This window comes from Zobellella iuensis (assembly GCF_016746085.1).
Taxonomy (GTDB): domain Bacteria; phylum Pseudomonadota; class Gammaproteobacteria; order Enterobacterales; family Aeromonadaceae; genus Oceanimonas; species Oceanimonas iuensis.
Window position 1 is genome coordinate 30,241 of the sequence record NZ_JAERTZ010000033.1, and the last position, 13,598, is coordinate 43,838.

Sequence of the window (13,598 nt, forward strand, 5' to 3'; positions counted from 1 at the left end):
TCAGCACCGTTCAGGGCCTCTCGACTAGAGCATAGTTCCGGCTTGCAGAGGGACAATACTCCGGAAGGAGCATGCGCCGAGGTGGGTTGCAAATATGAGTTACATCGCCGCTACCCCCAGCAGTTTTCGGCGATATTCCTGGGTCACGGCGCGGGCGTCCTGGGGGTTGGCCACGGCGGTGGGGGTGATCAGCACCACCAGTTCGGTGCGCTTGACGTTGGTGCCGCTGCTGCCGAACAGCCAGCCCAGCACCGGCACATGGCGGATGCCGGGCACGCCCTGGCTGTCCTGGGCCTTGTTCTCGCGGATAAGGCCGCCCAGCACCAGGGTCTCGCCGCTCTGCACCGCCACCCGGGTGTCTATTCTGCGCTGGGTAATGGTGGGCGACTGGATGTTGGAGGAGGTGGTGGTGGCCACGTCGTTCACCTCCTGGATGAGCTCCAGCACCACCATGCCGCCGGCGTTCACCCGCGGGGTGACTTCCAGCAGCACGCCGGTGTCCCGGTACTGGATGGTGCTGGTGACGTTGCCCAGGTCGCTGTTGAGGTTGGTGGTTTCCGAGGTGCGGATCGGCACCTGGTCGCCCACCCGGATCTGCGCCTTCTGGTTGTCCAGTACCATCAGCGAGGGGGAGGAGATCACGTTCACCTTGGAATCGCTGGCCAGGGCGGTGAGCAGGGCGCGGGTGCCGCTGGCGCTGAACACCTCGTAGCTGGCGCTGGAGGCGGCCAGGCTGGTAGCGGTGGGGATGGGCAAGGGCCCCAGGCCACCGGCGCCGGTGCGGCCACTGCCCAGGTTGTTCTTGAAATACCACTGCAGGCCGTAGCGCAGCTCATCCTCCAGGCTTACTTCCACTATGGTGGCCTCCACCAGTACCTGCAGCGGCAGCTGATCCAGCCGCTTGATGGCCTGCTCCACCTTGGCGTAGTCGGCGCTGGCGGCCATTACCACCAGGGCGTTGCGCTCGGTGTCGGCGATCACGCTCACTTCGCCCACGTCCAGGCTGGCGGCGTTGATGCCGGTGGCGATTTGCAGCAGGGCGCGGTCTTCCCCGGGGGCGTTGGCCGGCGACAGTGAGGCATCACCGCGGTTGCGGCGCTGGCTGTCGAACAACTGGTTGAGCAGGGTGGCCAGGTGGTCGGCCTTGCCGTTTTGCACATGGTATACGTACATGTTCAGTCCGCGCGGGTTCTCGGCCCGATCCAGCCGCTCGATCCAGACCCGGGCGTCGGTCAGGTAGCGCTCCTGGGGCGTGATCACCAGCAGGGCGTTGAGCCGCTCTATCGGCAGGTAGCGCACCATGCCGGCCAGGGGGCCCTCGGCTTCGTCGCCGAAAATAGCCTGCAGCTCGCCGGCGATCAGGTCGGCGCTGCTGGCCTGCAGCCGGAACAGGCCCACCGACATGCCGCGCAACTGGTCCACGTCGAACAGGTTGACGGTGTCGCGGATATTGAGCAGTTCATCCCGGGTGCCCACCAGGGTGAGCATGTTGCGCCTGTCGTCCACCATCAGGGTACCCTGGCGGGGTTTCACCGGCTCCAGGATCTTTTCCATTTCCCGGGCGCCTATGTAGCGCAGCGGCAATATCAGCATCTGGTAGCCGCGCTCGGCGGTGGGTGCCAGCCGGGGATTGAGGACGGCGGTGGGCACTTCGCCGGCCGGTATCACGTTGAACAGGCCCTGGCTGTGTACCAGGGCGGCACCGTGGGTCTGCAGCAGGCTTTCCAGGATGGGCAGCAGGGCTTCTTCACGGATGGGCCTGTTGGTTTGCAGGTAGACCTGGCCGAGCACCCGTTCATCGAGGGAATAGTTCAGTTGCAGTATGTCGCCCAGTATGGTCTTCACCACCTCGGCGATGTCGGAGCCCTGGAAGTTGAGGGTAATGTCGCCGGGGGCGGGGGGCGGGATTGCTTCCGCCTGCTCCAGGCGGACGAAGTTGCCCGAGCCCCGGTAGATTTCGCTGCGGGTGGCGGGGCTGTCGGCCGGACCGCTGGTGGCGATGGGCGGGGCGGGCAGCAGCTCTTCGTCCCGGGGAGGGAGGCGCACCGGATCATAGCTGCTGGCCATCCTGGCCTGGCCCCAGGGCTTGTCGAGGGTTCCCCTGTCGCCGGTGGGGGTGGTGCAGGCGATCAGCAGGGTGCAGGAGAAACCAATGCACAGCCATTTGCTCTGGTGAAACTCGCTCATGATGATTCCCCGTTACTTCCCTGTTCGTTGTCGTTGTCCGGTGCGGCGGCGTCTTCGCCGGGCTCGGCCGGGGTGGCGTGCGGATGGTCTTGCGGTGTGTTGGCCGGCGTATCGAGCGACCGGCTGGAAGGCAGCCTGGGCTCCCACAGCTCCAGGCGCAGGCGCAGGACGCCGTCGCTCAGGGTCACGGCGTCCACCGTTATTTCTTCCAGCTGCCAGCTCCCGTCCAGATACATGCCCACCTTGATACGGGCTCGTCCTTCCCCCTGGCGTTCGCTGAACAGTGCCAGTTGCTGGTCGCCTTCCCACACCACCCCGGTCAGGCGCCACTTTTCCCGCATGGCGGCGGCGCTTGCGCTGATGGGATCCCCGCCTGCGCCCGCCTGGGGCCGGCGACTCTCGTCGAACAGCGGCCGGCTGATGATCTCATCGAACTGTTCGAGGGGCGGGTAGGCCGGAGCCGGGGCGTAGCCGTCCTGCGCCCGGGGGGCCGGCAGCCACAACAGTAGTGGCATGGCCAGCAGCAAGAGCCAGGGTTTCATAACGCCTCCCTTTGGGCATAACCGATCAGGTCGAAGCGAACGTCGAGCGAGGGGAGCTGTCGCAGCCGGGGATCCTGGCGGCGAATCACTATGTTCCTGTTCATCTGGATGGCGGATCGGCGCGGGTTGGCGGTGATCACCAGGCTCTGGATAAAAAGCGCGGGCCGCCCCGACTCCAGGGCATGAAGCAGGGGCACCAGTTGGTCCAGCTCGCCGCGCAGGTGCACTCGCAGCACCACGGCCGGCAAGGGACCTTCGGCAGAGAGAGGGGCGTTTTGCACGCTTACCAGCTGGCCGCCGCTACGGCTCACCAGCCGGTTCAGATGTTGCTGCAGCCAGGCCGAAGCCAGGGCGGGGCGGCGTTCCGGCAGGTAAAGCCCGGTGTCGGGAGCGTCGGCCCGCAACCGGTGCAATGCCTGCTCGGTCTGCTCCAGCTCGGCCGACAGCCGCTGGTAGCGGTTGAGCTGATTTTCCAGCTGGCCGATGGTCGCCCCCTGCTGCAGGAAGAGCCCGAGCAGGGGGCCTATGACCAGGCTGAAGGCCAGCATCACCACTACCAGCAGTAGCCCCAGGGCGACCGCCTGCTGCTGCCGGGCGCTCAGGTTCATAAGGCGGTCTCCTCGCCGAAGCGGGCGTCAATCATAAAGCGGTCCTTGTTGGTGGCCGGATTGTTGGTGACCGGTGAGCTGAAGCGCACGTCGAAGAACAGCTGGGAGGCTTCCAGCAGGCCAATAAGCTCGGAGGCGTTGGCCGACTCCCCCCGTAGTTGTACCGTACCCTCGAGCAGCTCGAAGCGGCTGAGCCAGGTATGGTCGGGCAACTGGCGGGTCAGTTCATCCAGCAGCGGCAACACCGAAGGCCGGCTCGCCCTTTCCCGGGCCAGGAACTGTCGGCTTTGCTGCAGCTCCTCCAGTTGCTGCTTGAGGGTGGCGGCCTGCTCCGCTCGCTGCCGGGGGATATCCAGCTGGGCGCCGAGCGCGTCGATCCGGTTTTGCCGCTGGTAAAGCGGCACGGCCACCAACAAAAACAACATCACCAGCACCAGGGCGCCGTTCAGGCGTTTCAGTCGCCCGGCCTTGAGGGCGGCCGCACTTTGGATCACCGGGAGTGGAATGGCCGGCGCCTCCGGGTGTTCGGCATTACAGAGGGAGTCGGGAGCCAGCCCCAGCTCGGCCAGCTCGGCCAGCCTGGGGGCCACCTGGACCTTGGGCGCCAGCGACAGGCTGATCTGGATCTGGGCGCCGTCTTTCTCGCGGGGAGCGGCTTTGAAACCAAAATAGACCTGATCGGAGCTGAAAGGGGTGTACCTGTCCATTTCGAAGCGCAGCACGTTGGCCAGGTTGCCGGCGGTGGCCGCCGGCAGGATGATGCGGGTCAGCAGCAACTCGCCGGCGGGCAGGCAGAGGCGGATGCTGTCGGCCTGTTTCAGCATCCGCTCCAGGGCTTCCTCCTGGGCCGGCGATCCGTTCAGGAACAATTGCTCGCCCTGGGGCTCCAACGTCAGCCGATAGCTATCCTGTTCGGGATAAATGCCGAGCCGTTGCTTCTGGCCGAGCAGGCGCCGGCTCAGGTGGGGAGACAGCAGGCTGAGCAGCTGGCGGCTCCACCATTGCCAGAATAGGGCAAGGTGTTGCCCTAGCCCGCGACCGTAATGATTCAGCTTCTGTACGATATTATCCCCATCCATAGGGAATCTCCGTTAACCGCCCGGCTCGGTGAACAGCGGTACGGATTCCTGGCTGATCCGTTCCACCACGGCCTGGCCGCGACGGTTGAGCAGGCTGGCCGTCAGGTGGTAGCGGTAAACCGTATTCATACGAGCTTCAGTATGAATAGTGTAGTTGACCCCGGGGGCGCCGCCAGAGAGGAAGGGGCGTGGAAACATGCTGGTGGCCGGAGGCGGTTGGCCATTTTCATGGCTCCTGCGTCTGTCTTCGATAAACTGATCGACGGGCGCTTCATCGGTGCCGGGCAGGGCCAGCAACACCTGGCGAGGGGCATAGAGGGGATTGATGCTGTTGCGCGGGTTGTGGATGGTCAGGCTGTGCCTGATCCGGCGGTAGATATCCGGGGTCATGCCCAATACCCGCTGTACTTCCTCCACCGATTCAAAGGAGGCGTTGGCGGGGCCGTAGTCCAGCCCGGCGGCGATATAGTCGTCGACTTCGGCGCCGTGCAGCCGACGCAGATCGTCGCCGTCGCGCCAGTCCATGATGGCGTCCACCAGCCGGGCGCGCTGGCCGTCGTCCAGACCTATGGTGGCCAGCAGGCCATCGAGCAGTTCGGGGCCGGCGGCGTTGAGATCGATGCGCCCGCTTTCATTAAAGATCGCCACCCTGATTTCCATGTCATCCAGTTGAATCAGATGAGGGCTGCCGTCGGCCAGCCAGGGCTGCCGGTCTTGCGGCTGGGCCAGTGCCAGCAGCGCCAGGTGCATGCCCGCATCGGCGGCGTGACGAAGCTGGGCGGCATGGGTGATATTGCTGCTCTGCTGGGCCTGGCTGCGGCTGTTCAGGGAAAGCCCGGTAGCCAGCAGGGTCAGCAGGATCAGCACCCAGAGCACGCTGACCAGGGCGATGCCCCGCGGCCTAGTATTCATCCTTGATCTCATAGCGGTGGTCTCCGGGAGCTATGACCAGGGCGGGCCAGTCCGGGGCCAGCTGCAGCCGGATCAGTGCCGGCAGCCGTTCCTGCTCCAGCCAGTCGGTTTGCCACTCGGGCAGGCGGTTGTCTTCTTCCCGGGCCTGGTAGTGCAGCTTGAACTCGTCCACCTCCAATGCCAGCAAGGGTGGCAGCAGCTCCGGCCGGCGAAAGTCGTCCAGCAGCCGGTACCAGTCGAAGGGCTCGATCGCCTGCTGTTCCGGGTTGTTGCCGGCCATAACGGGCTGGGTTTTCAGCAGCAGCAGGGGATGCTCGGGCTCGGTCTCGTCCAGCGCCAGGTAGAACCAGGCCGGCTGTGCCGGGCCGCCGCCTTTGTGGGGCAGGGGAGCCAGGAACAGCAGCGAGTCCTCGCGCCCCTGGAACGACAGCAACTGGGTTTGGCGGATGTCCCAGATGTCCCTGGGCTCTGCCCGGGACAGCAGGTTGCGCAGGAACAACTGCAACTGCACCTGTTCGCCGAGCCGGTCGTTGTGGCGCTCTACCGTCTCCCAGGTCCGGCCGGCGAGGCGGAAGCCGCCGAACATCAGCCCCGAGAGCAGGGTCAGCAGGGTCAGCGCCACCACCAGTTCCAGCAGGGTAAAGCCTTGTTGCCGCTTCATCGGGCCTCCTGCCGCACCAGCCGCAGGGTGGTGATTTCATATTGCTGGTTGCGGCCCCAGCCCACGATCACCGACAGCCGGTAGGGCATCAGCATGGTGTCGTTGTCCATCAGCTCCCGGCTGTCGAACTCCTCCACCCGGGTTTCCCACCGGTAGTGGTCGTCGAACCAGCCCTGCACCCGTCCCGGCCGCAAGCGGCGGCCGGCATCCAGCTCGGCCAGTTTCGATTCCGCCAGCAGCATGGCCTTCTGTTGTTCCAGGACGCTCTGGGTGGTGCGGATGGCCAGCGAAAAGATGTTGAGCAGCACGCCCAGGGTGATGGTCAGCACCGCGAAGGCGACCAGCACCTCCAGCAGGGAAAATCCCCCCTGGCCGGGGCGGGCCCTGCCCCTAGTCATGGAAGGCCACCCTGCCGGTCAGCCAGTGCACCGCTATGCGATAGCGCTGCCCGGCTCCTGCCACCTCCAGGGTGCCGCCGCTGCTGGCGCCGTCCGGATAAAAGATGATTTCCTGGGGGGCAGATTGAGACTCCTCGCCCTTTTCCAGTGCCAGTTCAATCCGCTCCGGCCAGGGATAGGGTGCCTCCCGCCCGGACAACCGGGTCTGGCGACCTGCCTGGTCGAATACCAGCGCCACTTCCTCACCGGTGGCGATGGCCTGGCTGCGGGCCAGCCGCAGCAGGGCGGCGGTTTGCCGGCTGTAGCTCTTCAGTTCGGCCCCGGGCAGCAGGGCGGCGAAGCGCGGCAGGGCCACCGCCAGCGCCAGGGTGGAAATGGTCAGCACCACCAGCAGCTCCAGCAGGGTAAAGCCCCTACTCCCAACTGACCACGTCCTGATCCTCACCCGTGCCTCCTTCCCGGTTGTCCGCACCCAGGCTGAACAGGTCGAAGCCGTCGTATTGGCCTGGTGAGCGGTAGTGGTAGTCGTTGCCCCAGGGATCCTTGGGAATGGCTCTCTTGGTCAGGTAGGGGCCGTTCCAGCCCCGGGTGTTGGCGGGGGCATTGAGCAGGGCGTCCAGCCCTTCGCTGGTGGTGGGATAGCGGCCCACCTCCAGCCGGTACAGATCCAGCGCCGTGCTTAGCTCCCGGATCTGCAGCTGCGCCGTCTTGGTTTTGGAGCCGGCCAGCTGGCGCAGCACCTGGGGCCCGACCAGGCTGGCCAGCAGTCCCAGGATCACCAGCACCACCAGCAGTTCGAGCAGGGTAAAACCGAGCCGTGATTTCATGGTCTTGTTGTAACGCACCGTTGCCTCCCTATATGGGCAGTTCACTGATGCCGAGAATGGCCACCAGTATGGAAATGATGATGCCGGCGATGATGACCCCCAGGCCGACGATCAACACCGGCTCCAGTATGGTCAGCAGGCGCTGAATGGCGTTTTCCACTTCCCGGTCGTAGGTGTCGGCCACCTTGAGCAGCATCTCCTCCAGTTGGCCGGTTTCCTCGCCCACCCGTATCATCTGTATCGCCAGGGGCGGAAACTGGCCCGATGCCTGTAGCGGTTCGGCCAGCCGGCGACCCTCCTTCAGGCTGCCGGCGGCGTCGCTCAGGGTATTGGCCAGCAACTGGTTGCCGACGGTGTCGCGGGCGATGGTCAGGGCGCTGAGCAGGGGCACGCCGCCCTTCATCAGGGTGCCCAGGCTACGGCTGAAACGGGCCACCTCCAGCCGGCGGATCAGCTCCCCGGCCAGGGGCAGGCGCAGCAACAAGCCGTCCCAGGCCAGGCGCTTGTCGGGCCGGGCCAGCTGGCGCCGGCCGTAGATCAGGGCCAGCAGGATCAGCAGCAACAGCCAGAGACCCATGTCGCGCAGGAATTCGGCGGCGCCGATCACCACCCGGGTGGACAATGGCATGGCCTGGCCCATGTCGGCGAACAGCTGCTGGAATTGGGGGATCACATAGATGAGGATGATCAGCAGGGACGCCGCCGACACCAGCAGCAGTATGATGGGGTAGATCAGCGCCGACATCGCTTTTTCCCGTAGCTGGCGGCTGCGTTCCAGATACAGCGCCAGGTCGGACAGGCCCTGCTCCAGGTTGCCCGAGACCTCGGCGGCCCGGATCATGTTCAGGTAAAAGGGGGAGAAGGCCGCGTCCTGCTCGGCCAGCACCGCCGACAGGGTCTGGCCGCGCTGTATGCCTTCGCGGATCTGGCCGAGCAGGCGGATGTCGTCGCCCTTGTCGCGCACCTGGATCATGATGCCGAAGGCCCGCTCCAGGGGCACGCCGGCCTTGAGCAGGGCGGCCAGATCCTGGGTGAGCGCCTGGATCTGGCGCTCGCCCACCCGCTTGCGGCCCAGTCGCAGCCCCAGACCGGCCGAGGCGGCGCCCCGGCCGTCGGCCGGCTCCACGCTGAGCGGGATCAGGCCCCGCTGTTGCAGCTGCAGCACTATGGTCTGCTGATCGGCGCCTTCGAGCCGGCCTTCCTGCACCTCGCCGCTCTGGCTGACCGCCTTGAAATGGAACAGCGCCACCTCAGGCCTCCTGGGTGACCCGGATCACCTCTTCCACGTGGGTGATCCCCTGCAGGGCCTTGTGCAGGCCGTCGCCGTACATGGTCCTCATGCCGTGGCGAATGGCGGCCTCCTGGATCTTGCCGGCGTCGGCATGGCTCAGCACCAGCTTGCGGATGTCGTCGTTCATGGTGAGCAGCTCCTGGATCGCCAGCCGGCCATGGTAGCCGGTGCCGGCGCAGTGGGCGCAGCCCACCGGCCGGAACAGGCGGATGGGCTCGCCCGCCGCCAGCGGCGCCAGTTTCAGCTCCCGCACCAGCTCCGGCAGTGGCGGGTAGCTTTCCTTGCAGTGGGGGCAGAGCACCCGCACCAACCGCTGTCCGATCACCGCATTGAGGGTGGAGGTGAGCAGGTAGTCTTCCACCCCCATTTCCAGTAGTCGGGTCACGCTGCTGGCGGCGTCGTTGGTGTGCAGGGTGGACAGCACCAGGTGGCCGGTGAGGGCCGACTGCACGCAGATGCGGGCGGTTTCCAGGTCGCGCATTTCCCCCACCATGATGACGTCTGGATCCTGGCGCACTATGGAGCGCAGGGCGCTGGCGAAGCTGAGCCCGATACTCGGCTTGATCTGTATCTGGTTGACCCCCTCCAGCTGGTATTCGACCGGATCTTCCACCGTGATCAGCTTGCGCTCCGTGGTGTTGAGCTGGTTGAGGGCGGTATAGAGGGTGGTGGTCTTGCCGCTGCCGGTGGGGCCCGTGACCATCAGCATGCCGTGGGGTATCTTCAGCACCTGGCGCAGCCGGGCCTTGGTGTCTTCGGCAAAGCCCAGGGCGTCGAAGTCCAGCACCACGCTTTCCCGGTTGAGCAGCCGCATCACCAGGCTCTCTCCGTGCATGGTGGGCACGGTGGATACCCGGATATCCAGCTCCATGCCCTGGATTTTTAGCTCGATACGGCCGTCCTGGGGCAGCCGGCGTTCGGCGATGTTGAGGCGGGCCATGATCTTGATGCGGGAGAGAATGGCCGGGGTCATGTTCACCGGCGGAGCCTCGCTCTCCTGCAGCACGCCGTCGATGCGGTAGCGGATCTTGAGTAGATTCTCGAACGGTTCCACATGGATGTCGGAGGCGCGCAGATCCACCGCCTTCTGGATGATCAGGTTGACCAGGCGGATCACCGGCGCCTCGCTGGCCATGTCCTTGAGCTGGGCGATGCTTTCTTCCGTTTCCTCTTCCTGCTGCACCGCCGAGAGGATATCGCCCATCTTGCTCTGGCCCTCGCCGTAGAGCCGCTCGATGGCGGCGGTAATCTCCGAGTTCACGCCCACCTGCAGCCGCACCGGCTGGCGACACATCATGGCCATGGCCCGGACGGCGAAGTCGTCCCTGGGATCGACCATGGCCAGTACCAGGGCGTCCGGCTCCTGGCGCAGCGGCAGCAGATGATGCTCTTTCAGGAAACGGTAGGACAGGGCCATGTCCAGCGGCGGGGACAGGGGATATTGCTCGGCGGTGGTGAGCGGTAGCCGGGTCAGTTCGGCCAGGCAGCGGGCCAGCTCCCGCTCCGACATCATGCCCAGGTTGAGCAACAGGGAGGCCAGGGATCCGCCATCGGCCTGACCCTGGCGCATGCGTTCCAGGCGGCTCAGCTCTTTCTCGGTGATGTGGCCCTGCTCGATCAGGAACTGGCCCAGACGGCTGTCGTCGGGGGACGAAATCGTTCCGTTGGCATCCATACACTTGCTCCCCTGTTTTCTGGATCAAGCATAGACCGATTTACCAACGAGCTGGTGGGCCGGGCGGGGAAGCGGCACGCACAAAAGGAATAAATATTCGCTTTTTTAGCAATAATTATTTACTCGTCAGCCATTGACCGGATGACTGTATCCATATATCAATACCAGCGGGTCTTAATATGTATCCCAGATGAAAAGTTCAACAAGATAACAACAAGGAAGATATCGTGACGTATATCCACGACACCATCGTCAAGCTTCAAAAAACCAGTCCGGCACAAGCAGAGTTCTATCAGGCGGTAGAGGAGGTGCTGGATTCGCTGCAGCCCATCCTCGAAACCAACGAGAAGTACAAGCTGCACTCCATCATCGAACGCATGGTCGAGCCCGAGCGCCAGATCATGTTCCGGGTGCCCTGGGTGGATGACCAGGGCAAGGTCCAGGTCAACAAGGGCTACCGCATCGAGTTCAACTCGGCGTTGGGGCCTTATAAAGGCGGCCTGCGTTTCCACCCCAGCGTGAACGCCGGCATCATCAAGTTCCTCGGTTTCGAGCAGATCTTCAAGAATGCCCTCACCGGCCTGCCCATCGGCGGCGGCAAGGGTGGCGCCAACTTCGATCCCAAGGGCAAGTCCGACGGCGAAATCATGCGCTTCTGCCAGTCCTTCATCAACGAGCTGTACCGCCATATCGGCCCCACCACCGACGTGCCCGCCGGCGACATCGGCGTGGGCGCCCGGGAAATCGGCTATATGTTCGGCCAGTACAAGCGCCTCACCGGCCACTACGACGGCGTCTTCACCGGCAAGAGCCTGCTGTGGGGTGGCTCCCTGGTGCGCAAGGAGGCCACCGGCTACGGCTGCGTCTACTTCGCCCAGTACATGCTGGCGGACAAGGGCGATACCCTGGCCGGCAAGCAGTGCCTGGTGTCCGGCGCCGGCAACGTGGCCATCTACACCATCGAGAAGCTGTATGAGCTGGGCGCCCGCCCGGTGACCTGCTCCGACTCCAGCGGCACCCTCTACCATGAAGCCGGCATCGACCTGGCCACCCTGAAGGAGCTGAAGGAAGTGCGCAAGGTGCGGCTGAGCGAGTACCTGACCGCCCATCCGGATGCCAGGTTCATCCCGGTGAACGACTACCCGGCCGACGGCCACGCGGTATGGCGCATCCCGGCCCAGCTGGCCTTCCCCTGCGCCACCCAGAACGAGCTGACCGAGGCCGACGCCCAGGCGCTGGTGGCCAACGGCGTGATCGCCGTGTCCGAAGGCGCCAACATGCCCTCCACCCAGGAGGCGGTGGAAGTCTTCCTCGACGCCAAAATCTGCTACGGCCCGGGCAAGGCGGCCAACGCCGGCGGCGTGGCCACCAGCCAGCTGGAAATGGCCCAGAACGCCAGCATGCAGCGCTGGAGCTTCGAGGAAGTGGACGAGAAGCTGAAGGTGATCATGAAGAACATCTACCTCAGCGCCAGCACCACCGCCGCCGAGTTCGGCGAGCCCCACAACCTGGTGCTGGGCGCCAATATCGCCGGTTTCCGCAAGGTGGCCGACGCCATGATCGAGCAGGGTGTGGTGTAAGCGAGCGGCTCGCTTCACCCCGTTTAAAGGCCCGGTATTCCGGGCTTTTATTTTTTCCGGCCCGCCCAACTTTGGTGCGGGCCCAGCCTCGCCCTCCCGGTATTGCACCTTTTTGGAGGGGAAGGGGAGAAAACAGGATACCCAATAATAGGTATACCACTGTTTTGGTAGATGCTTCTGTGCTGGCACAGCCTTTGCTTCAAGCGAAGCAGGCAATCGAAAAAAGTGTTTCAGCACAAGGAGCTTATCGTGAAAAAATCCCTCTGTTATACCGCCCTGCTGGCCGCCGGCCTGGCAGCCTTTACCGCCCAGGCCCAGGATGAGGTGATCAAGGTCGGGGTGCTGCACTCCCTGTCCGGCACCATGGCCATCAGCGAATCCACCCTGAAAGACACCGTACTGATGCTGATCGAGCAGCAGAACGCCGCCGGCGGCCTGCTGGGCAAAAAACTGCAGCCGGTGGTGGTGGATCCGGCCTCCAACTGGCCGCTGTTCGCCGAGCGGGCGCGGGAGCTGCTGGCCCAGGAGAAGGTGGACGTGATCTTCGGCAACTGGACCTCGGTGTCGCGCAAGGCGGTGCTGCCGGTGGTGGAAGAGCTGAACGGCCTGCTGTTCTACCCGGTGCAGTACGAGGGCGAGGAATCCTCCCAGAATGTGTTCTACACCGGTGCCGCGCCCAACCAGCAGGCCATTCCGGCGGTGGACTACCTGATGCAGGAGCTGGGCGTGGAGCGCTGGGTGCTGGCCGGCACCGACTATGTGTACCCGCGCACCACCAACCGCATCCTCGAGGCCTACCTTAGGGATCATGGCGTGGCCGAGGCCGACATCATGATCAACTACACCCCCTTCGGCCACTCCGACTGGCAGAACATAGTGGCCGAGATCAAGCGCTTCGGCAGTGCCGGCAAGAAGACCGCCGTGGTGTCCACCATCAACGGCGACGCCAACGTGCCCTTCTACCGCGAGCTGGGCAACCAGGGCATCGACGCCGCTGACATCCCGGTAGTGGCCTTCTCGGTGGGCGAGCAGGAGCTGTCCGGCATCGACACCGGCCCCCTGGTCGGCCATCTGGCGGCCTGGAACTACTTTATGAGCGTGGATACCGACGCCAACGGCGATTTCATCGACGCCTGGACCGCCTTCACCAAGAACGACGCCGCCGTGACCAACGACCCCATGGAAGCCCACTATATCGGTTTCAACATGTGGGCCGAGGCGGTGCGCAAGGCCGGCACCACCGAGGTGGACGCGGTAAAGGACGCCATCATAGGGGTGACGGTGCCCAACCTGAGCGGCGGCTACGCCACCATGTTGCCCAACCACCATATCACCAAACCGGTCCTCATCGGCGAGATCCAGGACGATGGCCAGTTCGAGGTGGTCTGGCAGACCACGGGTACCGTGATGGGCGACGCCTGGTCCGATTACCTGCCCGGCTCCCGGGATCTGGTGGCGGACTGGACCGCGCCCATGCGCTGCGGCAACTACAACGTGACCACCGGCAAGTGCGGCGGCAGCCAGGCCGTGGCGGAAGCCCAGGCGGCGCTGGGGAATTAAGCCGGAAGCTGAAAGCGGGAAGCTGGAAGCTATCAGGCGGATCCCTGCCATGACTTGTGGGTGGCATGCCCCCTTGGGGCGCGGGCGGCCCGCCCGCATAAGGGTGGCACGGGGTGGGGCAAGGCACGGCGCAACCCGCGATGCCTGTTCTGCCTCGAGTCCTTGTAACGCCGCGATGTGGTGGGCCAATCCGAGGGTTCGCGCCGTGCGCGAATGCAGGCGGGCCGCCTGCGCCCCATTCCGTGACCCGGAAACCTTGGGAAATAAAGGACAGCACC

The 13,598-nt window shown here is 64.8% G+C and carries 13 protein-coding genes; 2 read left to right on the forward strand and 11 right to left on the reverse strand.

Features of this window, described 5'->3' with window-relative positions; all coding sequences use genetic code 11:
• Window positions 1–99: 99 nt before the first annotated feature.
• From gspD to gspE, 11 genes are read right to left on the reverse strand one after another with little or no spacing between them, the layout of a single operon-like run.
• Window positions 100–2,187: a type II secretion system secretin GspD gene (gene gspD, locus JKV55_RS18630; protein WP_202088528.1), complete on the reverse strand. Its 2,088-nt coding sequence runs from the start codon at window positions 2,185–2,187 to the stop codon at window positions 100–102.
• Entirely contained in the window at window positions 2,184–2,729 is a 546-nt protein-coding gene (locus tag JKV55_RS18635) for a hypothetical protein (protein WP_202088529.1), read from the reverse strand. Before JKV55_RS18635 ends, gspD begins: the two co-directional genes overlap by 4 nt.
• The gene (gene gspM / locus JKV55_RS18640; protein ID WP_202088530.1) at window positions 2,726–3,337 is read right to left on the reverse strand and encodes a type II secretion system protein GspM; all 612 of its coding nucleotides are present in this window, start codon (window positions 3,335–3,337) and stop codon (window positions 2,726–2,728) included. The genes JKV55_RS18635 and gspM overlap by 4 nt, the downstream gene beginning before the upstream one ends.
• On the reverse strand, window positions 3,334–4,416 hold the full coding sequence (locus JKV55_RS18645) for a PilN domain-containing protein (RefSeq protein ID WP_202088531.1): 1,083 nt from the start codon (window positions 4,414–4,416) through the stop codon (window positions 3,334–3,336). The genes gspM and JKV55_RS18645 overlap by 4 nt, the downstream gene beginning before the upstream one ends.
• A 12-nt stretch (window positions 4,417–4,428) precedes the next feature.
• The gene (locus JKV55_RS18650) at window positions 4,429–5,328 is read right to left on the reverse strand and encodes a type II secretion system minor pseudopilin (protein ID WP_237332997.1); all 900 of its coding nucleotides are present in this window, start codon (window positions 5,326–5,328) and stop codon (window positions 4,429–4,431) included.
• Window positions 5,318–5,989, reverse strand: a complete 672-nt coding sequence (locus JKV55_RS18655) for a prepilin-type N-terminal cleavage/methylation domain-containing protein (RefSeq protein ID WP_202088532.1) — start codon at window positions 5,987–5,989, stop codon at window positions 5,318–5,320. Before JKV55_RS18655 ends, JKV55_RS18650 begins: the two co-directional genes overlap by 11 nt.
• Window positions 5,986–6,387 (reverse strand): type IV pilus modification PilV family protein, encoded by a 402-nt coding sequence (locus JKV55_RS18660; RefSeq protein WP_202088534.1) that lies wholly within the window; start codon window positions 6,385–6,387, stop codon window positions 5,986–5,988. Before JKV55_RS18660 ends, JKV55_RS18655 begins: the two co-directional genes overlap by 4 nt.
• Window positions 6,380–6,832: a GspH/FimT family pseudopilin gene (locus tag JKV55_RS18665; RefSeq protein ID WP_202088536.1), complete on the reverse strand. Its 453-nt coding sequence runs from the start codon at window positions 6,830–6,832 to the stop codon at window positions 6,380–6,382. The genes JKV55_RS18660 and JKV55_RS18665 overlap by 8 nt, the downstream gene beginning before the upstream one ends.
• Window positions 6,801–7,232, reverse strand: a complete 432-nt coding sequence (gene gspG, locus JKV55_RS18670) for a type II secretion system major pseudopilin GspG (protein WP_369409666.1) — start codon at window positions 7,230–7,232, stop codon at window positions 6,801–6,803. Before gspG ends, JKV55_RS18665 begins: the two co-directional genes overlap by 32 nt.
• 10 nt (window positions 7,233–7,242) lie before the next feature.
• On the reverse strand, window positions 7,243–8,463 hold the full coding sequence (locus tag JKV55_RS18675) for a type II secretion system F family protein (RefSeq protein WP_202088544.1): 1,221 nt from the start codon (window positions 8,461–8,463) through the stop codon (window positions 7,243–7,245).
• Window position 8,464: 1 nt separating this feature from the next.
• Entirely contained in the window at window positions 8,465–10,180 is a 1,716-nt protein-coding gene (gspE, locus tag JKV55_RS18680; protein WP_202088556.1) for a type II secretion system ATPase GspE, read from the reverse strand.
• A gap of 227 nt (window positions 10,181–10,407) precedes the next feature.
• Here gspE and gdhA point away from each other — a divergent pair, with 227 nt between their 5' ends.
• Window positions 10,408–11,760 (forward strand): NADP-specific glutamate dehydrogenase, encoded by a 1,353-nt coding sequence (gene gdhA, locus JKV55_RS18685; RefSeq protein ID WP_202088557.1) that lies wholly within the window; start codon window positions 10,408–10,410, stop codon window positions 11,758–11,760.
• 249 nt (window positions 11,761–12,009) lie between these two features.
• Entirely contained in the window at window positions 12,010–13,320 is a 1,311-nt protein-coding gene (urtA, locus tag JKV55_RS18690) for an urea ABC transporter substrate-binding protein (protein ID WP_369409667.1), read from the forward strand.
• The last annotated feature ends 278 nt before the right edge of the window (window positions 13,321–13,598 follow it).

Bases quoted from the DNA above. Each gene is read 5' to 3' on its own strand.
- JKV55_RS18645 (WP_202088531.1), bottom strand. From the start codon at position 4,416: ATGGATGGGGATAATATCGTACAGAAGCTGAATCATTACGGTCGCGGG.
- JKV55_RS18655 (WP_202088532.1), bottom strand. From the start codon at position 5,989: ATGAAGCGGCAACAAGGCTTTACCCTGCTGGAACTGGTGGTGGCGCTG.
- JKV55_RS18635 (WP_202088529.1), bottom strand. From the start codon at position 2,729: ATGAAACCCTGGCTCTTGCTGCTGGCCATGCCACTACTGTTGTGGCTG.
- gspM (WP_202088530.1), bottom strand. From the start codon at position 3,337: ATGAACCTGAGCGCCCGGCAGCAGCAGGCGGTCGCCCTGGGGCTACTG.
- JKV55_RS18650 (WP_237332997.1), bottom strand. From the start codon at position 5,328: ATGAATACTAGGCCGCGGGGCATCGCCCTGGTCAGCGTGCTCTGGGTG.
- JKV55_RS18660 (WP_202088534.1), bottom strand. From the start codon at position 6,387: ATGACTAGGGGCAGGGCCCGCCCCGGCCAGGGGGGATTTTCCCTGCTG.
- gspD (WP_202088528.1), bottom strand. From the start codon at position 2,187: ATGAGCGAGTTTCACCAGAGCAAATGGCTGTGCATTGGTTTCTCCTGC.
- gspE (WP_202088556.1), bottom strand. From the start codon at position 10,180: ATGGATGCCAACGGAACGATTTCGTCCCCCGACGACAGCCGTCTGGGC.